At 59.2% G+C, this 24,738-nt stretch carries 27 protein-coding genes, 1 tRNA gene and 1 other RNA gene; 20 read left to right on the top strand and 9 right to left on the bottom strand.

The annotated features are described in order from the left end of the window. Window positions 1-77: 77 nt before the first annotated feature. On the top strand, window positions 78-1,937 hold the full coding sequence (feoB, locus tag MB824_RS09795; RefSeq protein ID WP_238748331.1) for a ferrous iron transporter B: 1,860 nt from the start codon (window positions 78-80) through the stop codon (window positions 1,935-1,937). Continuing rightward, entirely contained in the window at window positions 1,937-2,080 is a 144-nt protein-coding gene (locus MB824_RS09790) for a FeoB-associated Cys-rich membrane protein (RefSeq protein ID WP_238748329.1), read from the top strand. Before feoB ends, MB824_RS09790 begins: the two co-directional genes overlap by 1 nt. A 172-nt stretch (window positions 2,081-2,252) precedes the next feature. Here the strand turns inward: MB824_RS09790 and MB824_RS09785 are convergent, their stop codons facing one another. Then, window positions 2,253-2,483 (bottom strand): DUF2798 domain-containing protein, encoded by a 231-nt coding sequence (locus MB824_RS09785; RefSeq protein ID WP_238748328.1) that lies wholly within the window; start codon window positions 2,481-2,483, stop codon window positions 2,253-2,255. A 156-nt stretch (window positions 2,484-2,639) separates the two neighbouring features. Here MB824_RS09785 and MB824_RS09780 point away from each other — a divergent pair, with 156 nt between their 5' ends. Next, a complete protein-coding gene (locus MB824_RS09780) occupies window positions 2,640-3,488 on the top strand; it encodes a LysR family transcriptional regulator (protein ID WP_238748327.1) in 849 nt (282 codons plus the stop codon). 168 nt (window positions 3,489-3,656) lie between these two features. Here MB824_RS09780 and guaA read toward each other — a convergent pair whose 3' ends face one another. After that, window positions 3,657-5,222 carry a glutamine-hydrolyzing GMP synthase gene (gene guaA / locus MB824_RS09775; RefSeq protein WP_238748326.1) on the bottom strand — a complete coding sequence of 522 codons (1,566 nt, stop codon included), beginning with the start codon at window positions 5,220-5,222 and terminating at the stop codon, window positions 3,657-3,659. Between the two features lie 443 nt (window positions 5,223-5,665). On the opposite strand from guaA, the gene MB824_RS09770 reads away from it, so the two are divergent. From MB824_RS09770 to MB824_RS09725, 10 genes are all read left to right on the top strand, one after another. Beyond that, complete coding sequence (locus MB824_RS09770; protein ID WP_238748325.1) at window positions 5,666-6,022, top strand: hypothetical protein; 357 nt, start codon at window positions 5,666-5,668, stop codon at window positions 6,020-6,022. Window positions 6,023-6,287: 265 nt separating this feature from the next. Continuing rightward, a tRNA-Pro gene (locus tag MB824_RS09765) sits at window positions 6,288-6,364 on the top strand. A 178-nt stretch (window positions 6,365-6,542) separates the two neighbouring features. Next, on the top strand, window positions 6,543-7,766 hold the full coding sequence (locus MB824_RS09760) for a multidrug effflux MFS transporter (protein WP_238748324.1): 1,224 nt from the start codon (window positions 6,543-6,545) through the stop codon (window positions 7,764-7,766). A 136-nt stretch (window positions 7,767-7,902) separates the two neighbouring features. Continuing rightward, window positions 7,903-8,574 (top strand): OmpA family protein, encoded by a 672-nt coding sequence (locus MB824_RS09755; RefSeq protein ID WP_238748323.1) that lies wholly within the window; start codon window positions 7,903-7,905, stop codon window positions 8,572-8,574. A 120-nt stretch (window positions 8,575-8,694) separates the two neighbouring features. After that, window positions 8,695-9,090 (top strand): ArsR/SmtB family transcription factor, encoded by a 396-nt coding sequence (locus MB824_RS09750; protein ID WP_238748322.1) that lies wholly within the window; start codon window positions 8,695-8,697, stop codon window positions 9,088-9,090. Further along, on the top strand, window positions 9,087-9,854 hold the full coding sequence (xth, locus tag MB824_RS09745; RefSeq protein ID WP_238748319.1) for an exodeoxyribonuclease III: 768 nt from the start codon (window positions 9,087-9,089) through the stop codon (window positions 9,852-9,854). Before MB824_RS09750 ends, xth begins: the two co-directional genes overlap by 4 nt. 142 nt (window positions 9,855-9,996) lie before the next feature. Next, a complete protein-coding gene (locus tag MB824_RS09740; RefSeq protein ID WP_238748317.1) occupies window positions 9,997-11,079 on the top strand; it encodes a lysozyme inhibitor LprI family protein in 1,083 nt (360 codons plus the stop codon). A gap of 349 nt (window positions 11,080-11,428) precedes the next feature. Further along, the gene (trpC, locus tag MB824_RS09735; protein ID WP_238748362.1) at window positions 11,429-12,211 is read left to right on the top strand and encodes an indole-3-glycerol phosphate synthase TrpC; all 783 of its coding nucleotides are present in this window, start codon (window positions 11,429-11,431) and stop codon (window positions 12,209-12,211) included. Window positions 12,212-12,232: 21 nt separating this feature from the next. Continuing rightward, on the top strand, window positions 12,233-12,706 hold the full coding sequence (locus MB824_RS09730; protein WP_238748316.1) for a hypothetical protein: 474 nt from the start codon (window positions 12,233-12,235) through the stop codon (window positions 12,704-12,706). A gap of 101 nt (window positions 12,707-12,807) precedes the next feature. Further along, window positions 12,808-13,899, top strand: coding sequence for a class I SAM-dependent methyltransferase (locus MB824_RS09725; RefSeq protein ID WP_238748315.1), 1,092 nt, complete (start codon window positions 12,808-12,810; stop codon window positions 13,897-13,899). Window positions 13,900-14,108: 209 nt separating this feature from the next. On the opposite strand, the gene fabD is transcribed toward MB824_RS09725, so the two are convergent. Then, entirely contained in the window at window positions 14,109-15,035 is a 927-nt protein-coding gene (gene fabD, locus MB824_RS09720; RefSeq protein WP_238748314.1) for an ACP S-malonyltransferase, read from the bottom strand. Between the two features lie 136 nt (window positions 15,036-15,171). On the opposite strand from fabD, the gene hemB reads away from it, so the two are divergent. The 7 genes from hemB to rpsI all read left to right on the top strand — a co-directional run bounded on the left by hemB (window position 15,172) and on the right by rpsI (window position 19,719). After that, complete coding sequence (gene hemB / locus MB824_RS09715) at window positions 15,172-16,176, top strand: porphobilinogen synthase (RefSeq protein WP_238748313.1); 1,005 nt, start codon at window positions 15,172-15,174, stop codon at window positions 16,174-16,176. A 64-nt stretch (window positions 16,177-16,240) separates the two neighbouring features. After that, on the top strand, window positions 16,241-17,230 hold the full coding sequence (locus MB824_RS09710) for an NAD(P)H-dependent glycerol-3-phosphate dehydrogenase (RefSeq protein ID WP_238748312.1): 990 nt from the start codon (window positions 16,241-16,243) through the stop codon (window positions 17,228-17,230). A gap of 63 nt (window positions 17,231-17,293) precedes the next feature. Further along, window positions 17,294-18,241 carry a coiled-coil domain-containing protein gene (locus MB824_RS09705; protein ID WP_238748311.1) on the top strand — a complete coding sequence of 316 codons (948 nt, stop codon included), beginning with the start codon at window positions 17,294-17,296 and terminating at the stop codon, window positions 18,239-18,241. Next, a complete protein-coding gene (locus MB824_RS09700; protein WP_238748309.1) occupies window positions 18,238-18,552 on the top strand; it encodes a cell division protein ZapA in 315 nt (104 codons plus the stop codon). The genes MB824_RS09705 and MB824_RS09700 overlap by 4 nt, the downstream gene beginning before the upstream one ends. Window positions 18,553-18,557: 5 nt before the next feature. After that, window positions 18,558-18,737, top strand: a non-coding RNA gene (ssrS, locus tag MB824_RS09695) — 6S RNA. 148 nt (window positions 18,738-18,885) lie between these two features. After that, on the top strand, window positions 18,886-19,314 hold the full coding sequence (gene rplM, locus MB824_RS09690) for a 50S ribosomal protein L13 (protein WP_238748307.1): 429 nt from the start codon (window positions 18,886-18,888) through the stop codon (window positions 19,312-19,314). A 12-nt stretch (window positions 19,315-19,326) separates the two neighbouring features. Continuing rightward, window positions 19,327-19,719, top strand: a complete 393-nt coding sequence (gene rpsI, locus MB824_RS09685; protein WP_238748305.1) for a 30S ribosomal protein S9 — start codon at window positions 19,327-19,329, stop codon at window positions 19,717-19,719. Here rpsI and MB824_RS09680 read toward each other — a convergent pair. The 6 genes from MB824_RS09680 to dapA form a co-directional block, all read right to left on the bottom strand. Continuing rightward, entirely contained in the window at window positions 19,716-20,030 is a 315-nt protein-coding gene (locus MB824_RS09680) for a hypothetical protein (RefSeq protein ID WP_238748304.1), read from the bottom strand. The two genes, rpsI and MB824_RS09680, sit on opposite strands and share 4 nt — an antisense overlap. 19 nt (window positions 20,031-20,049) lie before the next feature. Further along, entirely contained in the window at window positions 20,050-20,253 is a 204-nt protein-coding gene (locus tag MB824_RS09675) for a glycine zipper 2TM domain-containing protein (protein WP_407659232.1), read from the bottom strand. A 263-nt stretch (window positions 20,254-20,516) separates the two neighbouring features. Beyond that, window positions 20,517-21,323, bottom strand: coding sequence for a DNA ligase (locus tag MB824_RS09670; protein ID WP_238748302.1), 807 nt, complete (start codon window positions 21,321-21,323; stop codon window positions 20,517-20,519). Between the two features lie 225 nt (window positions 21,324-21,548). After that, window positions 21,549-22,403, bottom strand: a complete 855-nt coding sequence (ypfJ, locus tag MB824_RS09665) for a KPN_02809 family neutral zinc metallopeptidase (RefSeq protein ID WP_238748301.1) — start codon at window positions 22,401-22,403, stop codon at window positions 21,549-21,551. A 311-nt stretch (window positions 22,404-22,714) separates the two neighbouring features. Continuing rightward, window positions 22,715-23,827 (bottom strand): outer membrane protein assembly factor BamC, encoded by a 1,113-nt coding sequence (gene bamC / locus MB824_RS09660; protein WP_238748300.1) that lies wholly within the window; start codon window positions 23,825-23,827, stop codon window positions 22,715-22,717. A gap of 28 nt (window positions 23,828-23,855) precedes the next feature. Next, entirely contained in the window at window positions 23,856-24,731 is an 876-nt protein-coding gene (gene dapA, locus MB824_RS09655; protein ID WP_238748299.1) for a 4-hydroxy-tetrahydrodipicolinate synthase, read from the bottom strand. Between the last annotated feature and the right edge of the window lie 7 nt (window positions 24,732-24,738).

The raw sequence follows: 24,738 nt of genomic DNA, 5'->3' as shown, positions 1-24,738 counted from the left end.
GCGAAACGCTGCGGCAAAACCGATTTTCAGGCTGCCTGAAACGGTAAAAAACACTCAAAACATAAGGAGAAATATTGATGGAACTCAGCTATTTTGCGCTGGTCGGCGCGCCCAACTGCGGCAAAACCGTGCTGTTCAATGGGCTGACGGGCGCGCATGCCAAAGTCGCCAATTATCCGGGGGTTACGGTGGACAGGCGCGAGGGCACGCTGTTGGACGACCCTGCGGTGCACATCATTGATTTGCCGGGCACATACAGCCTGCGCACCACCAGCCCCGACGAAGCGGTCGCCCGCGATATGGCGGTGGGCAAGCTGGGCATTCCGCCCGATGCGATTATCGCGGTGGCGGATGCGACCAATCTGCGCATGACGCTGCGGATGATTTTGGAACTGAAAACGCTGAACCTGCCGATGGTGGTGTCGCTGAATATGAGCGATGTCGCCCGCAATCGCGGCTTGGCGATTGATGCAGAAAAGCTGAGCGAGCTGCTGGGCGTGCCGGTTTTGGAAACCGTGGCGGTGAGCGCATCGGGCATCCATGCCGTGCGCGAAGCGGTGAAAAAGCTGCCGCGCAAGCGCACTTTCCCCGCCAATCCCGCAGGTGCGGAGCGCAAGCTGGAAGAGCTGGACAGCAACGCGCTGTACCACGAAGTAGAAAATATTCTGAAACAAGTCGTCCGCACCGAAATGACGCTGCCCGCGTGGCACAAAAAACTGGACGAAATCGCGCTGCACCCCGTGTGGGGCATGGTGATTCTGTTTGCCATTTTGTTTATGGTGTTCCAAGCCGTTTACACTTGGGCGGCGCCCGTAATGGAGCTGATTGAAGGCGCGTTCGGCTCGCTGGGCGAATGGGTGGGCGCGAATATGCCCGAGGGCGTGCTCAACAATTTGATTGTGAACGGCATTATTGCGGGCGTGGGCAGTGTGCTGGTGTTTCTGCCGCAGATTACCATTCTGTTTGCCTTTATCCTGCTGTTGGAAGACTCGGGCTATCTGCCGCGCGCGTCGTTTTTGCTGGACAACATGATGGCAAAAAGCGGGCTGTCGGGGCGTTCGTTTATCCCGCTGTTGTCCAGCTTTGCCTGCGCCGTGCCCGCCGTGATGTCCGCCCGCACCATCCACGACCCGCGCGAGCGGCTGGTAACCATCGCCATCGCGCCAATGCTCACCTGCTCCGCCCGCCTGCCCGTGTATGCGCTGATTATCGCCGCGATTATTCCCGACCGCACCGTCGGCGGCGTCTTCAACCTGCAAGGGCTGACCCTGTTTGCCCTGTATGTGCTGGGCATCGCCTCCGCCGCGCTGGTCGCCTATATTATGAAACTACTGGCGCGGCGGCAGGGCAGCGTGCAGCAGTTCCCCCTGCTGATGGAACTGCCCACCTTCCGCACCCCCAATTTCAAACACATACTCACCAGCCTGTGGGACCGCGTAAAAGCGTTTTTGAAACGCGCCGGCACGATTATTTTCGCCGTATCCGTGATTTTGTGGGCGCTGGTAAGCTGGCCTGCCGCCCCCGAAGGCGCGACCGGTGCAGCGATTGATTACAGCCTGGCCGGCACCATCGGACACTTTATCCAGCCCCTGTTCGCCCCGCTGGGTTTCACTTGGGAAATGTGCATCGCCATGATTCCCGGCATCGCCGCCCGCGAAGTGGTCGTCGCCGCACTGGGTACCGTGTACGCCGTCGGCGGCTCGGAAGACGAAATCGCCAACGCGCTCATCCCCATCATGCACAACCGCTGGGGGCTGCCCACCGCCTTCGCCTTCCTCGCGTGGTACATCTACGCCCCGATGTGCGCCGCCACCCTCGCCGTGATCAAACGCGAAACCAAATCGCTCAAAACCACGCTGCTGATTACCGGCTATCTGTTCGCGCTGGCGTATCTTGCCGCCTTTGTCGTTTACCAAATCACTTCAAGGATTTTCTGATGGCTCAATATATTATTGTCGGGCTGATTATTGCAGGCTCGGTGTTTTACCTGCTGAAAAAATACCTGTTCAAACCGAAAGCGAAAAAGGCGGATGGCTGTGCGCCGTCGTCTAATTGCGGGAAATGCGGCGGGTGCGGGTGAGTAGGCTTTACTTCGTAGAAGTTTGTAAACGCACTTTCAGGCTGCCTTTCAATGTAAGGCAGCCTGAAAGCGGGAATGTAAGGTTTTAGTGCAGCCCGCATCCTGAATGGTTTGGCGTTTTGGAAATTGAAAAAGGCAGCCTGAAAAGCGTATCGGCTGTTTTCAGGCTGCTTCAGCCATCCACACTCGCCGCTACCAGCCGCACCACCAGCGGCCGCACCGCCAGCAGGCTGGCGAAGGCAACCGGCCAGGTAATCAGATAGGCTTTGGCGAGGCGCAGCGCATAGCCCGCGTCCAGACCGGTGTTCAGCGCGACCAGCACGCCGCTGACAATCAGCATCATAATCGCCGAGGCGTAGAAGGAAAACAGCACGCCTGCGTATTTCTTTGGCAGTTTTGTCATAGCTTTTCTTTCGGATATGGGTAAAACGACAGTTTAATCCGTGCGCCAAGCGGGTAAAATACGAAAAAATATCCGCGTTCGACAATTAACGCACAATCAGGCAGCCTGAAAATCCATAAATGGTTTTCAGGCTGCCCAACCAACGAAAGTATGGCCATGACCGACTGGGACGACTTGCACCACTTTGCCGTACTCGTAGAAAAACAAACCCTGACCGCTGCTGCCGAAGCGCTGGGCGTGCAGCACAGCACCGTTTCGCGTCGCATCGCGCGGCTGGAAGCAACGCTTGGCTTGCGTCTGTTTGACCGCATTGGTCGCCGTTACCTGTTAAGCGAAGATGGCGCGCGCATCTACGCGCAGGCGCAGGACATCGCCCTCGGCATGAACACCCTGCTGCGTACCGCGCGCGAGCAGCGCGAGGAAATGGCCGAAGTCGTCATCTCTGCGCCGCCGCTGGTCGCCAAAGGCCTGCTGATGCCGCACTTTGACGCCTTCACCCGCCACCACGCCAACATCCGCCTCGTTCTGCAAAGCGACGCGCAAATCAGCAATCTGCACGCGCGCCAGGCGGACATCGCGCTGCGCATCGTCCGCCCGACGCAAAACGACCTGGTCGTCCGCCGTCTGCGCTCCATCTGTTACCGCTTCTACGCCCGCGCCGCTTACCTGAAGAACCGCCCGCGCGCCGAGCAGGCCTTTCTCTGCCTGAACATCGCCGGTGCGCATGGCTTGTGGCAGGCAGAACAACTCGCCGGGCGCAAAGTCATCCTCGCCTGTAACGATTTCGACCTCATCAAAGCCGGCATTGCCGCCGAAACCGGCATCGGTCTCTTGCCCGATTTTTACGTCCACCCTGAAGACGGCTTCGTGCAGGTCGGGCTGCATGACGCGGCGGTAAAAGAGGAATTCGCCGCCGATATTTATTTGGTGCTGCACGAAGACTTGCGCCGCTCGGCAAAAATCCGCGCGGTGGCGGATTTTTTGGGCGAGGTGTTGGCGGAATAAGCAGCCTGAAAGCGGAATCTGGCTTTCAAACGGCCTTGGGCTGGTGTTGATGCAGCCTGAAAGATGGGTGAACAAGATTTCTGCGTGAAAGCGGCAGAACAGCAAAAAGCAGCCTGAAAAACGGTTATCGGGGTTTTCAGGCTGCTTTTTGATACTTGCGGGCGCGGGTTATTCCCACTCAATCGTGGCGGGCGGTTTGCCGCTTACGTCGTACACCACGCGGTTGATGCCTTTGACTTCGTTGATGATGCGGTTGGATACGCGGCCGAGCAGGGAGTAGGGCAGCTCGGCCCAGTGGGCGGTCATGAAGTCGCTGGTAATCACGGCGCGCAGGGCGACGACGTAATCGTAGGTGCGGCCGTCGCCCATTACGCCGACGGATTTCACGGGCAGGAACACGGCAAAGGCCTGGCTGGTGAGGTCGTACCATGAAGTGCCGTTGTCGTCGGTGGTGTTGCGCAGCTCTTGGATGAAGATGTCGTCGGCCTGGCGCAGGAGGTCGGCGTATTCTTTTTTCACTTCGCCGAGGATGCGCACGCCGAGGCCGGGGCCGGGGAAGGGGTGGCGGTACACCATTTCGCGCGGCAGGCCGAGGGCGACGCCCAGTTCGCGCACTTCGTCTTTAAACAGGTCGCGCAAGGGTTCGAGCAGCTTGAGTTTCATGTTTTCGGGCAGGCCGCCGACGTTATGGTGCGACTTGATGGCGTGGGCTTTGTTGGTTTTCGCGCCCGCGCTTTCGATGACGTCGGGGTAAATTGTGCCTTGCGCCAGCCATTTGGCGTTGGTAAGTTTTTTCTCTTCGGCATCAAACACTTCGATAAATTCCGCGCCGATAATTTTGCGTTTGCGCTCGGGGTCGGTAACGCCGGCGAGTTTGTCGAGAAACTGTTTTCCCGCATCGACATGAATCACGCGCACGCCCAAGTTGCGGGCAAACATGTCCATCACCATTTTGCCTTCGTTTTGGCGCAACAGGCCGTGATCGACAAACACGCAGGTAAGCTGCTCGCCGATGGCGCGGTGAATCAGCGCGGCGGCCACGGAGGAATCGAGGCCGCCGGACAAGCCTAAAATCACTTCGTCGCTGCCAACCTGCTCGCGGATTTTGGCCACGGCTTCGTCGATGTAGTTGGGCATCGTCCAGCTTGGTTTGGCTTCGCAAATGTCCAAAACAAAGCGGTTGATGAGGGCGCGGCCTTGTTTGGTGTGGGTAACTTCGGGGTGGAACTGGATGCCGTAAAACTGCTTGGCGGCGTGTTCCATCATGGCGATGGGGCAGGAGGGGGTGTCGCCGATGATGCTGAAGCCTTCGGGCAATTTGGAGACTTTGTCGCCGTGGCTCATCCATACGTCGAGCGTGTTGGGTTGGCCGTCTGAAATGCCGCGTGTCAGTTCGCTGTCGATGGTTTTCACTTGGGCGTAACCGAATTCGCGCTGGTTGCCCGGCTCGACATCGCCGCCCAAGTGGTAGGCCATAAACTGCATACCGTAGCAGATGCCGAGCACGGGGATACCCAAATCGAAAATGCCGGTGTCGGCCTGATAGTCGGAGTTGTAAACCGAATTGGGGCCGCCGGAGAGAATGATGCCTTTGGGATTAAAGGCTTTGATGGCGTCGAGCGGCATATCGTAGGGATGCAGCTCACAGTAAACATGGGCTTCGCGCACGCGGCGGGCGATAAGCTGGGTAACTTGCGAACCGAAGTCGAGAATAAGGATTTTGTCTTGGGTCATGGCGGTTTTGGATATATAGGAGAGAGTGGGAAAGGTAAATTTTGTGGCGGCTGTTGTTAAAATGGCCACAGCGCAAGGCTTGTTGGCGGCGGATTTTAACATATTCCGCATGGCAGCCTGAAACGGGCATTATGCGTTCGCCGGCCGGCTGCTGGCCGGTTTTTTTTGTTTATCTTGTTGTATATAAAATAGTTAGACGGATTTTTGCTGCAAAGCGGCGCAGGCGGGTATCGGGGCGGGGAAGCGGCGGAACAGGTGCTGCTTGTGTAAAAAATACGGGCGGAGATTATCGATAACTTTACTAAAGATTTTTGGGGTCATATAATTATCGGCACTATCGGGCGGCTAAGACAAACCTGCAAACAGTCATTTGCCCGTGCGACCCGGTAACATCGCGTGGCAGCATTTGCGCACGCAAATTTTGTTATTTAAGGAGCTTAAGAATGAATTACGATAAAACAGTAGCCGAAATGTTGAACGTTGACGGTGCTTTGGCTGCCGCCGTTGTGGACTACGGCAGCGGCATGCTGCTGGCCGGCGGCGGTTCTGCTGCCATCGATTTGGAAATCGCTGCTGCGGGCAACACCGAAGTGATGCGTGCCAAAATGAAAACCATGGGCATGCTCGGTCTGAAAGACAGCATCGAAGACATCCTGATCACTCTGGGCAAACAGTACCACCTGCTGCGTCCGCTGTCCAAACACGAAGGCCTGTTCCTGTACTCCGTACTGGATCGCTCCAAATCCAACCTGGCTCTGGCTCGCCGCTCTTTGGTTGATGCCGACCGCCATCTGGACTAATCCTGGGGGCAGCTGCCGCTAGGAATGTTTTAAAAAACCGGAAAGGTTCGCCCTTTCCGGTTTTGTTTTTCAGGCAGCCTGAAAAGAAAAAAACCGGAAAACATCAAAAGCAGCCTGAAAGCCGGACTGGCGGTTTTCAGGCTGCTTTTTTGTCGGCGGCATTGGGTGTTTGTTGCCAATATTTACGGTTGGTGCTCGGAAAAACGGTGGTGCCGTACAAAATCCTTGTCCGCCGCCGCGCTTTGGGCATATAATGCGCGCCTTTCGGAATGTAGCGCAGTCTGGTAGCGCACTTCGTTCGGGACGAAGGGGGCGGAGGTTCGAATCCTCTCATTCCGACCACATTTTTCAGGCAGCCTTGGGGCTGCCTGAATGCTTTTTCGCGGTGCCGTCGGCGTGGGTTCGTTTGCCCGAACCTGCATCCGACTGTTTGTCCGCACGTATTCTGGCGGGCGCGCTAAGGCAGCCTGAAAACGGTTTGTCGCCGCGCTGTCCGTCGAAACCTTATTGAAACAAGCCTATGTTTACTCCCAAATACCAACTGAACGACCGGCAGATGGCCGTGCTGCTGGCTTCGCTGGTGGCGGTGATGCCGTTTTCGGTCGATGCCTATCTGCCCTCCACGCTCGATATTGCCAGGGCGCTGGGCGCGCAGACCCACGATATCGAACGCAGCCTCAGCGCGTTTATGCTCGGTGTGGCCATCGGCCAGCTTTCCGGCGGCTCGCTGTCGGACATTAAAGGCCGGCGCAATATCGCCCTGAAGGGGCTGTTGGTTTATGTGGTCAGCAGTCTGGCGCTGGTGTTTGTGCAGACTGCCGACCAGCTTTTGCTGTTGCGGCTGGTGCAGGCTTTAGGGGCGGGTATGGCTTCGGTGGTGGTGGGCGCGGTGGTGCGCGACAACTACCGTGGCAACCAGGCGGCACAAATGTTCGCGCTGATCGGCATCATTATGATGGCCGCGCCGATGCTGGCACCGCAGCTGGGCGCGCTGCTGAACAAAATCGGCGGCTGGCGTTCGGTATTCGCGTTTTTGTTTGTTTACGGTTCTGCCGTTGCCGCGGCGCTGTATGCTTTTTTGCCGCAGCACAAGCAGCCTGAAAAACTCAAAGCGGCGCATCTGCGCGAAGTAGGCGGGCGCTACCGCCATATCGTTGGTTGCGCGCCGGCGATGGGGGTAATGTTTTTTCAGGCTGCCTCGTTTGCTTCGATGCTGGTGTTTCTCAGCGAATCGCCGGCGGTGTATATGGAATTTTACGGCTTGAGTTCCACCCAGTATGCGCTGGTGTTTGCCTGCAATATTTTCACCATGATGTGCTTTAACCGCATCACCGCCTGGCGGCTCAAGCGCGGCAGCCATCCGCGCAACATTCTGAATTTCGGCATTGCCCTGCAGTTGGCGGCCAACGGCGGCATGCTGCTGGCGATACTTTTGTCCGGCGGTCATCCGCCGCTGGCGCTGCTGGTGCTGTTTGTGATGGTGTCGGTGGGCACCCAGGGTTTTGTTACCGCCAACACCCAGGCGCTGTTTATGGGTTATTTCAAACCCGAAATCGGCGGCGGCGCCAGCTCGCTGCTGTCGGCTTTCCAGTCGCTGATAGCCGCCTGCGCCGGCTTTGCCGCCAGCAAGCTGCACAACGGCACGCCCTATGTGATGGCCGGCATGATGCTGGCGATGACGGTTGGCGGCTTCGCCCTATTGAGCCTGCTGACGCCGAAGCAGCCTGAAAACAAGGCTGCCTGAAAAGTAAAAAACACCGCCCAAAAGGTAATTTAGCGTTAAGCCCGCCGCCTTTGCACGGCGTTTGGGCTATATTCCGCGCTTTCAGGCTGCCTTGTCGGGCTGCCTTTGAACAACCGTTTCAGTAAAGGAAATCCAAATGCGTGTATTCAAAAGCATGACCGTCGCCGCTACCATCGCCGCACTCGGCCTGAGCGGCTGCATTACCGATCCGAGTACCGGCCAGCAGCACATGAGCAAAACCGCCATGTACGGCCTGGGCGGCGCGGTAACCTGCGGCATCATCGGCGCCATCAGCCACGGCAGCAAAGGCGCGCGCAACTCCGCGCTAGCCTGCGGTGCCATCGGTGCCGGCGTCGGCGGTTATATGGACTACCAAGAGAAAAAACTGCGCGAGCAGCTGGCCAACACCGGCGTGGAAGTGGAACGCAAGGGCAACCAGATCAAGCTGACCATGCCCGAAAACGTAACCTTCGCCACCGGCAGCTACGCGCTGTCGCCGCGCGCCCAGTCTTCGCTGTCTGAAGCCGCCAAAACGCTGGCCACTTATGTCGATACCAACATTTCCATCATCGGCCACACCGACAGCACCGGCAACGACGCCATCAACAACCCGCTCTCGCGCAACCGCGCCCAGTCGGTTGCCGACTACCTGAACCGCCAGGGCGTTGCCGCCAACCGCATGAGCGTATCCGGCCAAGGCTCGCGCCAGCCGATCGCCAGCAACAACACCGACGAAGGCCGTGCGCAAAACCGCCGCGTCGAAATCCTGATTACCCCCAACCAGCAGGCTGCCACTGCCGCCCGCTAAACTTGCTTTCCCCCTTTGCCGCAGGCAGCCTGAAAACTCCGTTTGGACGTTTCAGGCTGCCTGCAGCACATTGGGCGCAGGCGAATTTATAACCATAAACGTTTACAACGGAGCACAAGCATGAACGCACCCGCCGCCGAATCCCGGCCGTTTCCGCCGGCCGCCGCACCGCAGGACGACAGCGAACACGCCGCCGGTCTGCTGAAAATCCTCTCCCATCCCGAGCGCCTGCAGCTTTCGCGCCTGCTGCGCGAGAGCGAGCGCAGTCTCGACGAAATGACCGCGCTCACCGGTCTGAGCGTCGGCACGGTATCTAAACATCTGAGCCGGATGCGCCGCTTCGGCATGGTGGATTTTGTCCGCTACCACAGCGTGCTGCTCTACCGGCTGACTTCCGAACCCGCCCGCCGCGTGCTCGACGCCCTTTATCCGCCGCCCGCCGCCCAAACGCCTTCAGGCAGCCTGAAAGCGAAAAGCGCCGCGCGCATCGTCCGCAACAAGAGTCGAAAAACATGAAAATCGCCACTTGGAACGTCAATTCCCTCAATGTGCGCCTGCCGCAGGTCAGCGACTGGCTGGCCGCGCACCAGCCCGACATTCTCGCCCTGCAGGAGCTTAAGCTCGACCAGGACAAATACCCCGCCGCCGTGTTCCGCATGAGCGGCTGGCACACCGAATGGAGCGGCCAGAAAACCTATAACGGCGTTGCCCTGATCAGCCGCCATCCGCTCGAAGATGTTGCCGTCGGCCTGCCAGCGCTGCCCGACGACCCGCAGCGGCGCGTGATTGCCGCCACCGCCGCCGGCGTGCGCGTGATCAACGTTTACTGCGTCAACGGCGAAGCGCTCGACAGCGAAAAATTCGCCTACAAACGCCGCTGGTTTGCCGCGCTCACCGAGTTTGTGCGCGCAGAGCTGGCGCGCTATCCCGAATTGGTGCTGCTGGGCGACTTCAACATCGCCCCTGCCGACCAAGACGTGTACGCGCCGGAAAAATGGCGCGAAAAAATTCTGTGCAGCAGCGAAGAGCGCCAATGGTTCGCCGCGCTGCTCGAATTGGGATTAAGCGACGGCCTGCGCCACATCCACCCCGAAGGCGCCCATTACACCTGGTGGGACTACCGCGGCGCGATGTTCCAGCGCAACCAGGGGCTGCGCATCGACCATATTCTCGTGAGCGCGGCGCTGAAAGAAAAACTGCGCCAAGTGGCGGTGGATCAGGACGCCCGCGCCCAAGAGCGCCCCAGCGACCACGCCCCCGTTTATGCCGAATTCGCCTGATTCGGGTGCGCAAAAAGCAGCCTGAAACGGCAAAAAACGTTTTTCAGGCTGCCTGAAAACCGCCGCCCAAGCGATGCCGCGCTTATCAAAGGGCGTCGCTTTTTGTTATGATGCCCGCCGGATCACTTCAGGAATTGCAACCATGAAAAAATACACCCTGCTTGCTTTGGCCGCCGCGCTGTTTGCCGCCGGCTGCTCGGAAAAAGCCCCCGTTGACGAAACCGCCAAGCTCAACTGCACCCATCCCGCGCTGGCCGAAGACGTGCAGTCCGGCCTGATCAAAACCATCAAAGGCGAAGGCGAAAACTTCGTGCGCAACGACGCGCGTGAATTTGTTTCCGGCGAAAAACTCGATGCCGCCGTTTCCGGCCTGGTGGTGACGGTAAACGACCCCCGCCCCGACACCAGCGCCACCGGCTGTACCGCCCAAGTGAGCATCGCTATTCCCGAAGCCACTTTCCGCTTGGCGCAAACCAACGCGCCGCTGCTGCAAAGCGACGACCCCGCCGCCATCATCAACCGCCGCATCCAAGGCGGCACCGCCAGCTTCCAGGGCTTGGCGCTGTCTTTCCCCATCCGCTACAGCGTGTCGGTGGACGGCAGCCAGCAGGCCGCGTTTACCTATAACGACAGCAGCCTGAACGACGGCGCCCACCTGCTTGCCACCGTGCTGTTGCCCGCCGGCGTGAAAGACCTGCTCAAAATCGACGGCAAAACGGTCAAACGCGAAGACGCGCTGCGCCGTCTGGCCAACGCCGAGCCCGAAACCGCGTCCGAACCCGAAGCCAAGCCGGTAAAACCGCTGGAAAATCCGGATCCGATTGCCGACGTGCTGGAGAAAAAACAAGAGCAGGCCGCGGAAAAACCGGAAGACAAACCCGCCCCACCGCCGGCCAAAGCCGAAACCCCGTCCGCCAAAGAAGCCGAAGCGCTCAGCCCCGAAGAGCCGGAAAGCCGCATCAGCCAGGGCGAAATCGACCAAGCCCGCCGCGCCCACGCATCCGCCGGCCAGTCGCTCAAATCGGCATGGAAAAACATCGACCCCGCCGTGCAGCAGAGCCTGGTGGACGAACAGCGCGAATGGGAAAGCAAGAAAAACCGCAACTGCGCCAAAGCCGCCGCCAAAGGCGGTAGTACCGCCGAAAGCCAGTATCTGGGCATGCAGTGCGACACCCGCATGACCAAAGAGCGCATCGAATACCTGCGCGGCTACAGCATCCAGTAAAACGCTGTTTGACGGTAAAAAAGCAGCCTGAAAAGTTTTCAGGCTGCTTTTGTTTGGGAATTGCCTGCGGGATATTGGCGGATTGGCGGTGATGGGCGCGGCAGCCTGAAATTTTGCTTAAGTCCCAACCGGCCGTCTGCCGATGCCGTCAGCCGTCACCGAAAGCAGCCTGAAAATTCCGCGCCGGCCGCGCCGGAATGTTGCGCCGGATGCGCTGCCGCCGGCGATTTTAAGCGCGCCCCCTGCCGCCGCACGCCGCGGCTTGGTACAATGCCGCCCGTTTTGCTTCCCGTTTCCGTTTGCGGTTTTCAGGCAGCCTGAAAGCCGCGTTGCCGTTTTGGGTGTTTTTATGTCCGACATTCTGCAGAAAATCCTTGCCACCAAAGCCCAGGAAGTGGCCGCCGCCCGCGCCGCGCTGCCTTTGAACGAAATCAAAGCCCGCGCCGCCGATGCCGATGCGCCGCGCGATTTTGTCGCCGCTATCCGTGCCAAACACGCCGCCAAGCTGCCTGCCGTCATTGCCGAAATCAAAAAGGCCAGCCCGTCTAAAGGGCTGATCCGGCCGGACTTCCGCCCCGCCGACCATGCCCGCGATTATGAAGCCGCCGGCGCGGCCTGTTTGTCGGTGCTGACCGACGAGCCTTATTTCCAGGGTTCGCCCGACTATCTGCGCGATGCGCGCGCCGCGGTGTCGCTGCCGGTGCTGCGCAAGGATTTTATGATCGACGAGTACCAGATTTACCAGGCGCGTGCCTGGGGGGCGGACGCGGTGCTGCTGATTGCCGCGGCGCTGGACGAAGACACCCTGCGCCGTTTGGAAGACGCCGCGCACGAAGCGGGCATGGCGGTGCTGCTGGAATTGCACGAAGAAGCCGAGCTGGAAAAATGCCGTCGGCTGAACACGCCGCTGCGCGGGGTGAACAACCGCAACCTGCGCACTTTTGAAGTGAGCCTCGAGCAGACGCTGCGCCTGCTGCCGGCGCTTTCCGGCCATATTGTCGTAACCGAAAGCGGCATCCGCAGCAAGGAAGATGTGGACTTTATGCGCGGCCACGGCGTTGAGACTTTCCTAATCGGCGAGAGCTTTATGCGCGCCGACGACATTGAAGCCGCTGTGCGCGCGCTGTTTTAAACCCGCAAGGCAGCCTGAAAGATGAAAACGTTTGCGCCGCTCGTGCTCTGCACTCTGCTGCTGGCCGCCTGCGGCGGCAAGGAAAAAGCCGCCAAGCAGAACGCTGCTTCGGCAGCGGCAGCTTCCGCTGCATCGTCCACCGCCGCCGACGAGATTCTCAACAGCGCGCAGCACGAAGACATCCTGACTTTGGACAAACACGCCGAAGCCGATGTCGATGCCGGTTTCGCGCCGCCCGCCGAAGGGCAGCCTGAAAGCGCGTCTGGCGTTCAGGCTGCTTCCGACGGCGCCGAACCGCCGCTGCCGCCGGCCTGCGAAGCGCATTACCGCCGCGTGGAAAAATGTTTTGCCGCACAGGGCGCCGATGCCGAAGCGCTGCTGGAAATGAACCGCGAAGCCCGCGCCGATGCCGCTTACGACCACACCGATGCCGCCGCCTGCCAGGCGCTTGATCGCAGTTTCGATGCGGTGGCGCAGACTTTGGGCTGCTACTAGCCGCCCCGTTTTACTCGTCCGCCGGCCTTTCAGGCTGCCTTTTCCCGTTTACCACCCGTTTCCAGGCTGCTTTCGCCGGCCTGCCGCAATCAGGAGACCCCATGAAAATATCCGCCCATCTGGAAAAACGCTATGCCCGCGAGCAGCTTTCTGCCGGCGCCGCCCAAAGGCTGGCGCAGGAAATCGCCTTCGGCCCTATAGTGTTCCAAGTATCGCGGCTGATGGTGAAATTCGGCATACTCGAGCACCTGAACAACAGCGAAAACGGCATGACGCTTAACGAAACCGCCCAAGCCGCCGGACTCACCCGCTACGCCGCCCAAGTGCTGCTCGAAGCCTCGCTTTCCATCGGCACCGTGCTTTTGCGCGACGGCCGCTTTTACATCAGCAAAGCCGGTTATTTCCTGCTGCGCGACAAAATGGCACGGGTGAATATGGATTTCGTCCACGAGATTTGCTATCAGGGCATGTTCGACTTGGAAGCCGCCCTGCTCGAAGGCCGCTCCGCCGGTCTGAAAGCGCTGGGCGAATGGCCGACCATCTACGAAGGCCTCTCGCAACTCGAACCCGAAGCCCGCCGCAGCTGGCTGGCCTTTGACCACTATTATTCCGACAACGCTTTCGACGAAGCGCTGAAAGTGGTGTTTTCCCGCCCGATCAAACGCCTGCTCGACGTGGGCGGCAACACCGGCCGCTGGGCGCTGCGCTGCGTGGCGCACCATCCCGAAGTCGAAATCACCATTATGGATCTGCCGCAGCAGCTCGCCCTGATGCGCGAAGCCGTGGCCGGCAAGCCCGGCGCCGAACGCATCCACGGCCATCCCGCCAATCTGCTCGACGACAACACCGTTTTCCCGCAGGGCTTTGACGCGGTGTGGATGAGCCAGTTTCTCGACTGCTTCTCCGAAGACGAAGTTACCGCCATCCTCCGCCGCGCCCGCGAAGCGCTCACGCCCGAAGGCACGCTCTACATCATGGAACCCTTTTGGGACCGCCAGCAGTACGAAACCGCCGCCTACACCCTGACCCAAACCAGCGTTTATTTCACCGCGATGGCCAACGGCAACAGCAAAATCTACCACTCCGCAGACATGCTGCGCTGCGCCGAAAACGCCGGTCTGACCATCGAGAAAATCGACGACGGCATCGGAGTCGGCCACAGCATCGTCCATTGCCGCAGGGTAGGGTGTTGAACTGTTTTGTTTTGTTTTTCAGGCTGCCTTGGGTTTCAGGCAGCCTGAAAACTATTGACGGCAGGATAGGTTGCCGTTTGCGCTGCTTCACGCAGCCAAGCGCCGGCGCGGATAGCGGTAACAGGGCAACACAAGCCCAATGCCCGCCCAGCAAAAAAGCAGCCTGAAAACCGAAAAACCGGTTTTCAGGCTGCTTTTGCGTTTCGGACTTAATGCGCTTCAATAAACGCTTTCACTGCGTCTTCGGAAACCAGCGCGGTGCAGACGGCGGCTTTGTCGATGCGTTTGGCCAAGCCGGCCAGCACCTTGCCCGGGCCGCATTCGGCCGATTCGGTGATGCCTTCGCGCACCAGCGTTTCCACAGTTTCCGTCCAGCGCACGGGGCGGTAGAGCTGGCGCACAAGCGCGTCTTTGATTTGCGCGGGATCGGTGTAGGCGGCAACGTCCACATTGTTGATCACGTGGATTTCAGGCTGCCGCACTTCGACCGACTGCAGGGCTTGGGCGAGTTTGTCGGCGGCCGGTTTCATCAGGCTGCAATGCGAGGGCACGGACACCGGCAGCGGCAGGGCGCGTTTGGCGCCGGCGGCTTTGGCCGCTTCCATCGCGCGGCCGACGGCGGCGGTTTCGCCGGCAATCACCACCTGGCCGGGCGAGTTGAAGTTTACGGCTTCGACCACGCCGCCCTGTGCGGATTCGGCGCAGATGCGGCGCACGGTGTCGTCGTCCAAACCCAGCACGGCGGCCATCGCGCCTTCGCCCTGCGGCACGGCGGACTGCATCAGCTCGGCGCGCAGGCGCACCAGTTTGACGGCGTCGGCAAATTTCAGGCTGCCTGCGACCACCAGCGCGCTGTATTCGCCCAGGCTGTGTCCGGCCACGGCGGCGGGCGCTTTGCCGCCGGCTTCAAGGTAGGCGCGCCAGGTGGCGATGCCGGCGGCCAGCATCAGAGGCTGGGTGTTGACGGTTTGGCCGATGAGTTCGGCGTCGCTGCCGTTCATCATCGCCCACAGGTCTTGGCAGAGGGCGGCGGAGGCTTCGTCGAATGCGGCTCTGACGGCGGGGACGTTGTCGAATCCAGCCATCATGTTCAGGCTCTGCGAGCCCTGGCCGGGGAAGAAAAAGGCGAAAGACATGGGGTTTCCTTGTGATTGCGTCGGACAAAATAAGGCTGCCGGCAGCGGCAGTCGATGTGTTATTCTATATGAAAATTCCCGTTTCAGGCTGCCTGGGGCGGGTTTGCCGCTTTAACCGCCATTTGAGGAGAGTGTTATGGAGTTCCCTTTTCGCCAAGTGCCCGCCAGCCGCCTGCGCCGTATGCGCCGCGACGATTTTTCCCGCCGTCTGATGCGCGAAAACGTGCTGACGGCCGCCGATCTGATTTATCCGGTGTTTGTGCTGGAAGGCGAAGGGCGCGAGCAGGAAGTGCCGTCGATGCCGGGCGTGAAGCGGCAGAGTCTGGACAAACTGCTGAAAACCGCCGAAGAAGCGCTGAAACTGGGCATCCCGATGCTGGCGCTGTTTCCGGTGGTTACCCAAAACAAAACCGCCGACGCGGCCGAAGCCTACAATCCCGACGGTCTGGTGCAGACGGCGGTGCGCGCGCTGCGCCGCGAGTTGCCCGAATTGGGTGTGATGACCGACGTGGCACTCGATCCCTACACCCTGAGCGGCCAGGACGGCCTGACCGACGATAGCGGCTATGTGCTGAACGACGAAACGGTGGAAGTGCTGATCAAACAGGCTCTAAGCCACGCCGAAGCCGGCGCGCAAGTGGTGGCGCCGTCGGACATGATGGACGGGCGCATCGGCGCCATCCGCGAAGCGCTGGAAGAAGCCGGCCACATCCACACCCGCATCATGGCCTATTCGGCCAAATACGCATCGGCCTTTTACGGGCCGTTCCGCGACGCGGTGGGCAGCAGCGGCAACCTGGGCAAGTCGGGCAAGGAAAGCTACCAGATGGATCCGGCCAACAGCGACGAGGCGCTGCACGAAGTGGCGCTCGACATTCAGGAAGGCGCGGACATGGTGATGGTCAAACCCGGCCTGCCGTATCTGGACGTGGTGCGGCGCGTGAAAGACACCTTCGGCGTGCCGACCTACGCCTATCAGGTCTCCGGCGAATACGCGATGATTCAGGCTGCCGTGCAAAACGGCTGGCTGGACGCCGACAAAGTGGTTCTGGAAAGCCTGCTCGCCTTTAAACGCGCAGGGGCGGACGGCATTCTGACTTATTTCGCCATCGACGCCGCCCACCGCCTGCAGGCAGCCTGAAAACGGGCAGTTGTGCTAAAATCCGCCGCCGTTATTTCCATAATCCGCATCCCGCGAGAACAGCATGAACATAACCGTATTGGGCACCGGCGCATGGGGCAGCGCATTGGCCATCCATTTTGCCTTGCACGGCCACCGTGTCGCCATGTGGTCGCACAATGCCGAACACGCCCGCGCCATGCAGAAAATCCGCGAAAACCAGCGCTATCTGCCCGGTTTCAGGCTGCCTGAAAACCTGAGCGTGCACGCCGATATCGGCGAAGCGCTGGAGGGTAGCGAACTGGTGCTGGCGGTTACCCCCGTCGTCGGCCTGCGCGGCAGCATCGAGCTGCTCAAGCAGCACGGCGGCGGCCGCCTGCCGATACTCACCGCCTGCAAGGGTTTTGAATTGGACAGCGGTCGGCTGACCTTTGAAGTCGTCAAAGAAGTGTTGCCCGATAACGACAAAATCGGCGTGCTTTCCGGCCCCAGTTTCGCGCAGGAATTGGCCAAACAATTGCCCTGCGCCGTGTGTCTGGCTTCGGAAAACTTCGAGTGGGTCAAAACGCTGGCCGCCGAACTGAACACCAATGTGATGCGCCTGTATGCCAACGACGACGTAATCGGCGTGGCGGTGGGCGGCGCGGTGAAAAACGTGATGGCCATCGCCACCGGCCTGTGCGACGGTTTGGACTGCGGCCTGAACGCCCGTGCCGCGCTGGTTACCCGCGGGCTGGCGGAAATCACCCGCCTGGCCGTTGCCATGGGCGCGCAGCAAAAAACCATGATGGGGCTGGCCGGCATGGGCGACTTGATTCTGACCTGCACCGGCGCACTTTCGCGCAACCGCAAAGTCGGTCTCGGCCTGGCCGAAGGCAAAAGCCTGCACCAGGTGCTCAAGGAGATCGGCCACGTTGCCGAGGGTGTGCCGACCATCGAAGAAGTCCACAACGCCGCCTACCGCCATCAGATCGAAATGCCGATTACCGCCATGCTCTACCAGCTGGTGCGCAACGAATTGTCGGTAAGCGATGCCGTCAGCCGCCTGATGCAGCGCGAACCAACAAGCGAATAAAACCGTATTTCCCTTTTCAGGCAGCCTGAAAACCCTTTTCCCCCAACCTGCGGCGAGAACGATATGAATCCGTCCCTGACAAAACTAGAAGACAAACTGCACGAACTGGTACAACGGCTGCGGCATCTGAACGGCGAAAACCGCCGTTTGAATGAAGAGCTGGCGCTTTCGCGTGAAGAATACGTCCGCCAGAGCCGCTTGCTGGAAGAAGCCGAGCGCAGCAAAGAAGCCGAAAGCGCCCGCGTCAGCCTGTTGGTGCACGCCGAAAAAAGCCAGGAAGAACTCAGCAGCAAAATCCAGTATCAGGAGCAGCAGATCCAACTGCTGGAAAAAGAACGCCTGAATCTGCGCGACCAAATCGCCTTTCTGCAAACCACCGTGCAAAACAAAGAACGCGAGTGGAAAGAGCGGCTGACCGAAGCCGAAACCGAGCTGGAAGGCAAAGAGCGGCTGCTGGAGCAGTACCGCGAAGAGAGCAACGCCCAAGGGCGGGAAGCGCAAAACGTGCGCCAAGAGCTGCTGTCGGAGCAGGACAAAAGCGCCAAACTCGAGCAGCAGCTGGCCGAGCAGCAGGATCTGCTGAAAATTGCCCGCAGCGATTTGTCGCAAAGCAACAGCGAAATCGAAGCGCTCAAGCAGGAAATTCAAAGCGGCCAAAGCAGCCTGAACGAAAAAGAAAGCCACTTTGCCCGCCAGCTTTCCGAGCGCCAGCAGGAGTTTGACCGCCGCATGGCCGAAGAAGCCAAGCGTTTCAGTGAAGAATATGCACTGCTGGGCAAGCAGCACGAAAACAGTTTGGAAAGTCTGAAGCAGGCACAGCTTGAAGAAATCGCCGATTTGAAAGAATCGTGGCTGAACGAAAAAAGCCAGTTCCAAGAGCAGATTCTCAAACTGAACAGCCAAAACCAGCAATACCGCAGCCTGCTGCTGCAAAGCGCGCAGGAAATCCGCCGCCTGCTGTCGCGTCTGCCGCAGCCTGAAAACGATCCCGCCAGTGAGGAAACCGCATGAGCATCGAACAAATCAGCGTCGATATCCTGAACCGCCAGTTCACCATCGGCACCCCGGAAAGCGAACGCGGCACGCTCTTGGAAGCTGTCGAACTGCTGAACCAGAAAATCCACGCCATCCAAAGCAGCGGCCGCAATATGGAAACCGAGAAAATCGTGATCATGGCCGCACTCAACCTGACCCACGACCTGCTCAAACGTGCCGATGAAAACGGACGCCAGCAGCAATTGTCAGAACGCGAGTTCGAGCGTAGAATAAAAACCCTTGAAGACTTTTGCGATCAGGCGCTTTCCGAAAGCAAAGCAGCCTGAAACCAGTTTCCCTGCGGTGTTTGCAAAGGCATATATTCCTTTGAACCAATAAAGTTTGCTTAGGTTGCCGGGAGTCGTAGCAGGTGCGCGCGTTCCTATCGGAATGTACCCGAAGTTACCCGAGGCAGCCACCTTGTTGACAAGGTTCAAGCGGACTCAGCCCGAGCGGCATTCGCGGGGTTCCCCACAACCGGCTATCCGTATTTGAGGACGGCCGGTTTTTTGTGTCTGCACAGTGCCGAAAAACGCTTTCAGGCTGCCCGGGCGCATTGACAGGACGCCTGCAAACACCTACAATCCGCGGTTTCTATAAATAGATTTGGACTAATCCCCATGAAAACCTTTTCAGCGAAACCGCACGAAGTGCAACGCGAATGGTTTGTCGTTGACGCTACTGACAAAGTGCTCGGCCGCCTGGCTGCCGAAATTGCCAGCCGTCTGCGCGGCAAACACAAACCCGAATACACTCCCCACGTTGATACCGGCGACTACATCATCGTCGTAAACGCCGAAAAAATGCGCGTAACCGGCAACAAGGAAACCGACAAAGTTTACTACCGCCACACCGGCTTCCCCGGCGGCATCTACGAGCGCACTTTCCGCGAAATGCAAAACCAGTTTCCCGGTCGCGCTTTGGAAAAAGCCGTAAAAGGCATGCTGCCCAAAGGCCCGCTGGGTTACGCAATGATCAAAAAACTGAAAGTCTATGCCGGTGCCGAGCACCAGCATGCCGCCCAACAACCCAAAGTTTTGGAAATTTAAGGACACGACAATATGAACGGAAAATACTACTACGGCACCGGCCGACGCAAAAGTTCAGTTGCCCGCGTGTTCCTGCAAAAAGGCAGCGGTCAGATTATCGTTAATGGCCGTCCGGTAGACGAATTTTTCTCCCGTGAAACCAGCCGCATGGTGGTTCGCCAACCTTTGGTTCTGACCGAAAACGTTGAAGCGTTCGATATCAAAGTGAACGTTATCGGCGGCGGCGAAACCGGCCAGTCCGGCGCCATCCGCCACGGCATTACCCGTGCGCTGATCGATTACGATGCCGCGTTGAAACCTGCGCTGTCCCAAGCCGGCTTCGTTACCCGCGATGCCCGTGAAGTGGAACGTAAAAAGCCCGGTCTGCGCAAAGCACGCCGTGCCAAACAGTTCTCCAAACGTTAATCGGACGTTTTCAAAAAACCGGATTCATTGCGAATCCGGTTTTTTTTGTTTTCAGGCTGCTTTGCCCTGTATGGACGATATTGCGGAATGGCGGTTCCTTGGGTGTGAGAATATCCGCTGGTGATTAAAATGCTCACAAGGCGCCAACAAATCTGCTGTGCTTTCCCTTCCATTCGGATATTTCTCACCCAAGCACCGCTTCGCCAGCCGCATGTCGGCACCCAGAGCGCAAACAAAAAAAGCGCTGCAACCCGATGATGCCGGATCACAGCGCTCCCCCCAAGTAAGAATTTTTTCAGGCTGCCTGCCATTCAGGCAGCCTGAAACCGTTTAGCGGCGGGTGCGGACTTGGCTGCCGATAACGCCGCCGAGTGCGGCACCGCCAAGTGTGGAACCGGTGTCGCCGCCGATCACATTGCCGGCCACGCCGCCGAGTGCGGCGCCGACTGCGGTATTGCGTTGCTGTTGGGTCATACCGCCGGCACAGCCGCCGAGTGCGGCAAACAGGCTTACCATCAAAAGGGTTTTAGACATAGTTTTCATATCATGCTCCATTTCGGTTGCGGGAAAACGACTTCAGTATGGCATATAAGTGTGTGAATGTTGTATTTGTCGCGTGAAAATTGTTTAAAGTTTGGAAAAGCAAACGGGGCTTTATTCTTTTTCTTTATTTATTATTTGTTTGCGTGCATTTGGGTTAAAAAACGTTGTTTTTGCGAGCCGGTTTTGTTTGCGGCAGTTTGCTTGAAGGCCGCTTAAAGCGGCAGACGGCGGGCTTTCCCGTTTCCCATGTCGCTTTAATCCTTTCTGACCCGTAAAAACGTGGCAAAGCGCGGCGTGCCTTTCTGGGTAAAACCGCGGTAGCGGTAGGTGATAACGCTGCCGACGGGTGGCGGGTTGTCGCGGTCGGCATCTTTGAAACCGCTGCCGATGCGAAATTCGCCGTGCTGGTTTTTGCAGCTGACGGCGCCGAGTTTGCCCGCGTATTTGCCTTTGCCTTCGTGATGGCGAGTAACGGTGCATTCTGCGTCGTATTGGCTTTTCAGTTTCAACAGATTGCTGCTGCGCCCGCCGTGGTAAGGCGTATTTGGGTTGCGCAGCATTACGCCTTCGCCGCCTTTGGCTTCGATTTCTTTCAAAAACGCCTGCACCTGCGCCTGATTGCGTATCGGTGTTTGCGCGATTACGTTAATCGGTGCTTGGGGGTGCTGTTTCAACCAGCCTGAAAGCACAGCCAGCCGCTGGTAGAGATTGCCTTGCGCTTTGGGAACGTCGAAAACGTGCAGTCGGATGTTTTTCCAATCGCCGTTTTGCGTGCGCACGGCGGCAGAAATCTGCTCGAATTGACCGCGGCCGCTGTAGAGTTCGCCGTCCAGCGGGTAGGGCGGGAAATGGGCGGTATAACCGGGCGGCGGCTGGAAGGCATTGCCCTGGCGGCTGATCAGGCGTTTGCCGTCCCAATAGGCGCGCACGCCGTCGAGTTTTTCGCTCATTGCCCAGCCGTTTACGTCTTGCCCTTTGAATTCCTGTGCCAGCAGCAAATCGGGCGCAGCGCTGCAAACGGCGGCGGCACAGCTAAGGGGCAGTAAAAACAGAATTTTCATTGGAAACCCGCCTTTCGGTTTTTCAGGCTGCCTGCGTGTGGCGGCGGCCTGATGGTGGAAAATGCAATGGCGGGGTTTGTGTGGGGCAGCCTGAAAGCGTCCGGTTGCCGGTTGCGGCTGCTTATTATGGTGATGGCGGCTTGGTATGCCGTTTTTGAATGGATGCTTGGCTTTTCAGGCTGCCTTTGGGTTTTCAGGCAGCCTGAAAAGGTAGGGACAACGGTTTTACATGCTGGAGAAAGTGTTGCACTGCTCGATATCGCCGGTTTGCAGGCCGCGCTGCAGCCATTGTTTGCGCTGGGCGGATGTGCCGTGGGTGTAGGTGTGCGGCACGGTGTAGCCTTGCGCGCGCTCCTGCAGGTGGTCGTCGCCGACAGCGTGGGCGGCGTTGAAGGCTTCTTCGATGTCGCCGCTTTCAAACAGGCCGTCTTTCTCGGCATAGTGCGCCCACACGCCGGCATAGCAGTCGGCCTGCAGTTCGAGCCGCACGGAAAGCTGGTTGGCCTGCTTCTGATCCATGTTTTGCTGGGCGCGGTGAACCTTTTGGATGGTGCCGAGCAGGGTTTGCACGTGGTGGCCGACTTCATGCGCCAGCACATAGGCAAAAGCCGCATCGCCGCTGGCGCCCAGCTCGTTGGTCATGGTGTTGTAGAAGGAAAGGTCGATATAGAGTTTTTGGTCGCCCGGACAGTAAAACGGGCCGGCGCTGGATTGGCCGGTGCCGCAGGCGGTGGCGATGCGGTTGCGGTAGAGCGTGAGTTTGGGCGCCTGGTATTGGCGGCCGATTTTGCGGAAATAGGCTTCCCACACTTTTTCGGTGTCGCGCAGCACCACCGAGCTGAACTGCACCAGCTGTTTTTCTTGGGCGCTTTCTTGCAGCGGCGCGGCCTGTTGCTGTTGCGAGCCGAGCGAAAGGCCGCTGTCGTTGGCGACCAGCCCGCTTAGATCGACGCCGAAATAGGCGCCCACCAGCACCACGATGATGCCGGCCAGTCCGCCGAATCCCCTGCCGCCACCGCCGCCGGACGAACCGCGACGGTCTTCGATATTGCTGCTGCCTTCCCGGCCTTGCCAACGCATAGATTGTTCCTTTCGTGTTTGTGTGTGCGTACGGCCGCCGTCTGCAGGCAGCCTGAAAGCGGCGAATATAGCAAAGAAACGGCAGAAATCCTATGCTTTGCGGCAGATGGGCGGCGCAGACGGCGTGTTTTCCGCGCCAAATGGCGGGTTGGCGGTTTTAGCTTCGCAACTCCGCTTCGCTACGCAGGCTGCTTTGGTCTGGCGGCAGACGATGCGGGCAAACGGCAGCGCCGCCTTCCATGGCATATATATGAAAGGCGGCGCCGGTGTTTTTCAGGCTGCCTGAACGGGCAGGCAGCCTGAAAAGTGTTTTAGTAGAGTTCGCGGTACAGGTCGTTCAACCATTTTTCCGCTTCGGGGCCGGTGTAGGGCTTGCCGAATTGGTCGAGCAGGTGGATGCGCTGGCCGTTGCCCGCGTCTTCCAATGCCACAAACATCTGCGGCGCCTGTTCTGCCGGTTTTTCCTGCTGTTTGTTTTTGCCGAAACCGAACACGCGGCTGAGCAGGCCGGGTTTGGCTTGGACGGTTTGGCTTTCTGCCGGCGCGGGGCGGACGACGAACATGCCGCGCTCGCTGACAAACTGCTGCACGGTCAGACCGACGCGGTCGAGCGCGGAAGCGATGCGGTTCACATTGCGCTCGGCGCTGCCGTACACCAGCACGGTGTTGCCTTCGCGCTTGGCGAACTGGCTGCCCTGCTGGGTTTGTTTCTGCGCGCTCAGCTGCTGGGCAACGGTGGCTTCGTCCACGCCCAGATACTGCATGAAGCGGGCGAGCAGCGCGGCTTCAAGATTGGGATCGCTGGCGCGCGGCTGCCATACGGTCTGCTCTTTTTTGCGGTCGGTATAGACTTCTTCCAAGCCTTTGTGGGTGAAGAAAATGTCCAGGCCGCCGTTTTCGTTGTGTTCGATGCGGATCAGGAATTTGTCGCGCTCGCTGGTGGTGTAGCTGTTGCCCAGGCCGATTTTGTCGAACAGCTTGCGCAGGCCCTGGTTCGGCAGCTTGGCGCGGTTTTCCGCCCAGTCGGTTTCCATCAGGCCGGCTTTGGGCTCTTCGGAATAGATGGTGAAACCGCTTTCCTGCCAGAAGGCGCGCAGCAGCGGCCAGATTTGGGCGGCAGTTTTGCCTTTGACGGCCAGCCAGCGCTGGTTGCCGCGCCGTTCGATGCGGGCGTTTTCCACTTTGGTCAGCACGCGGCTGCCGGAGGGTGCTGCTTCGGACAGGGCATCGGGATTGGCGCGTACGCCGGCGGGCAGCGAGTAGAGATCGCCGTTGCGTGGATCGTTCAGATCGGGCGGAATCTCAAGGCTGACGATTTTTTTGTTGGTGCTTTGGTAATCGAGTTTGTCGTTCGCCTTTTTCGACGAACAGGCGCCCAAGGCCAGTACGGCCAGCGCCAATGCGGTGATTTTCGTGTAGTTCATAAGAACCTTCCGTTGGGTGTGAAACTGCTCAAATCAAACCAGCCGCGCTTAAGGCAGCCTGAACTTTTTGCTGACCGGCGGGGGTGAGCGGCAGCATCGGTAGGCGGATGTGGGCGGCGCAGATGCCCATTTTTTCCAGCGCCCATTTCGGGGCGGCGGGGCTGGGCTCGCAGAACATCGCGCCGTAAAGCGGCATCAGTTTGTCGTTCAGCGCGCGGGCGGCGGCAATGTCGCCGTTGATGGCGCTGCGGCACATCTGCGAGAAATCTTTGGGCGCGACGTTGGCGGCAACGGTAATCACGCCGTGGCCGCCGCACAGTAAAAAGGGCAGGGCGGTGCCGTCGTCGCCGGAATATACGGCGAAATCCTGCGGGACGGTTTTAAAGAGCTCGAGCGCGCGCTCGACATTGCCGCTGGCTTCTTTGACGCCGACGATATTGGGAATTTCGGCCAGGCGCAGGATGGTGTCGTTGTTCATATCGACCACGGTGCGGCCGGGAACGTTGTAAACAATCATCGGAATCGCGCTGGCTTCAGCGATGGTGCGGAAGTGGCGGTAGATGCCTTCCTGCGACGGGCGGTTGTAATAGGGAACGACCGACAGGGTGTAATCGGCGCCGATGCGTTCGGCTTCCTGCGACAGCGCAATGGCTTCGCGGGTGTTGTTGGCGCCGGTGCCGGCGATTACCGGAATGCGGCTGGCGGCGTGTTTGACGGTGGCTTCGACCACGGCCAGATGTTCGTCCACCGAAAGCGTGGCCGATTCGCCGGTGGTGCCGACGGCGACAATGGCGTCGGTGCCGTTGGCGATATGCCAGTCTATTAAGGCGCGCAGGCGGTCGAAATCGACGCTGCCGTCTTCGTGCATGGGCGTAATCAGGGCGACAAGGCTGCCTGTAAGCATGGTGTAA

The sequence above is a fragment of the Kingella pumchi genome, assembly GCF_022288825.1.
Classification (GTDB): domain Bacteria; phylum Pseudomonadota; class Gammaproteobacteria; order Burkholderiales; family Neisseriaceae; genus Kingella_D; species Kingella_D pumchi.
This window is presented reverse-complemented; position numbering and strand designations above follow the sequence as displayed.

Excerpts from the sequence above, each read along its gene's own strand:
- feoB (WP_238748331.1), top strand. The coding sequence starts at position 78 with ATGGAACTCAGCTATTTTGCGCTGGTCGGCGCGCCCAACTGCGGCAAA.
- MB824_RS09790 (WP_238748329.1), top strand. The coding sequence starts at position 1,937 with ATGGCTCAATATATTATTGTCGGGCTGATTATTGCAGGCTCGGTGTTT.
- MB824_RS09785 (WP_238748328.1), bottom strand. The coding sequence starts at position 2,483 with ATGACAAAACTGCCAAAGAAATACGCAGGCGTGCTGTTTTCCTTCTAC.
- MB824_RS09780 (WP_238748327.1), top strand. The coding sequence starts at position 2,640 with ATGACCGACTGGGACGACTTGCACCACTTTGCCGTACTCGTAGAAAAA.
- guaA (WP_238748326.1), bottom strand. The coding sequence starts at position 5,222 with ATGACCCAAGACAAAATCCTTATTCTCGACTTCGGTTCGCAAGTTACC.
- MB824_RS09770 (WP_238748325.1), top strand. The coding sequence starts at position 5,666 with ATGAATTACGATAAAACAGTAGCCGAAATGTTGAACGTTGACGGTGCT.
- MB824_RS09760 (WP_238748324.1), top strand. The coding sequence starts at position 6,543 with ATGTTTACTCCCAAATACCAACTGAACGACCGGCAGATGGCCGTGCTG.
- MB824_RS09755 (WP_238748323.1), top strand. The coding sequence starts at position 7,903 with ATGCGTGTATTCAAAAGCATGACCGTCGCCGCTACCATCGCCGCACTC.
- MB824_RS09750 (WP_238748322.1), top strand. The coding sequence starts at position 8,695 with ATGAACGCACCCGCCGCCGAATCCCGGCCGTTTCCGCCGGCCGCCGCA.
- xth (WP_238748319.1), top strand. The coding sequence starts at position 9,087 with ATGAAAATCGCCACTTGGAACGTCAATTCCCTCAATGTGCGCCTGCCG.
- MB824_RS09740 (WP_238748317.1), top strand. The coding sequence starts at position 9,997 with ATGAAAAAATACACCCTGCTTGCTTTGGCCGCCGCGCTGTTTGCCGCC.
- trpC (WP_238748362.1), top strand. The coding sequence starts at position 11,429 with ATGTCCGACATTCTGCAGAAAATCCTTGCCACCAAAGCCCAGGAAGTG.
- MB824_RS09730 (WP_238748316.1), top strand. The coding sequence starts at position 12,233 with ATGAAAACGTTTGCGCCGCTCGTGCTCTGCACTCTGCTGCTGGCCGCC.
- MB824_RS09725 (WP_238748315.1), top strand. The coding sequence starts at position 12,808 with ATGAAAATATCCGCCCATCTGGAAAAACGCTATGCCCGCGAGCAGCTT.
- fabD (WP_238748314.1), bottom strand. The coding sequence starts at position 15,035 with ATGTCTTTCGCCTTTTTCTTCCCCGGCCAGGGCTCGCAGAGCCTGAAC.
- hemB (WP_238748313.1), top strand. The coding sequence starts at position 15,172 with ATGGAGTTCCCTTTTCGCCAAGTGCCCGCCAGCCGCCTGCGCCGTATG.
- MB824_RS09710 (WP_238748312.1), top strand. The coding sequence starts at position 16,241 with ATGAACATAACCGTATTGGGCACCGGCGCATGGGGCAGCGCATTGGCC.
- MB824_RS09705 (WP_238748311.1), top strand. The coding sequence starts at position 17,294 with ATGAATCCGTCCCTGACAAAACTAGAAGACAAACTGCACGAACTGGTA.
- MB824_RS09700 (WP_238748309.1), top strand. The coding sequence starts at position 18,238 with ATGAGCATCGAACAAATCAGCGTCGATATCCTGAACCGCCAGTTCACC.
- rplM (WP_238748307.1), top strand. The coding sequence starts at position 18,886 with ATGAAAACCTTTTCAGCGAAACCGCACGAAGTGCAACGCGAATGGTTT.
- rpsI (WP_238748305.1), top strand. The coding sequence starts at position 19,327 with ATGAACGGAAAATACTACTACGGCACCGGCCGACGCAAAAGTTCAGTT.
- MB824_RS09680 (WP_238748304.1), bottom strand. The coding sequence starts at position 20,030 with ATGGCAGGCAGCCTGAAAAAATTCTTACTTGGGGGGAGCGCTGTGATC.
- MB824_RS09675 (WP_407659232.1), bottom strand. The coding sequence starts at position 20,253 with ATGTCTAAAACCCTTTTGATGGTAAGCCTGTTTGCCGCACTCGGCGGC.
- MB824_RS09670 (WP_238748302.1), bottom strand. The coding sequence starts at position 21,323 with ATGAAAATTCTGTTTTTACTGCCCCTTAGCTGTGCCGCCGCCGTTTGC.
- ypfJ (WP_238748301.1), bottom strand. The coding sequence starts at position 22,403 with ATGCGTTGGCAAGGCCGGGAAGGCAGCAGCAATATCGAAGACCGTCGC.
- bamC (WP_238748300.1), bottom strand. The coding sequence starts at position 23,827 with ATGAACTACACGAAAATCACCGCATTGGCGCTGGCCGTACTGGCCTTG.
- dapA (WP_238748299.1), bottom strand. The coding sequence starts at position 24,731 with ATGCTTACAGGCAGCCTTGTCGCCCTGATTACGCCCATGCACGAAGAC.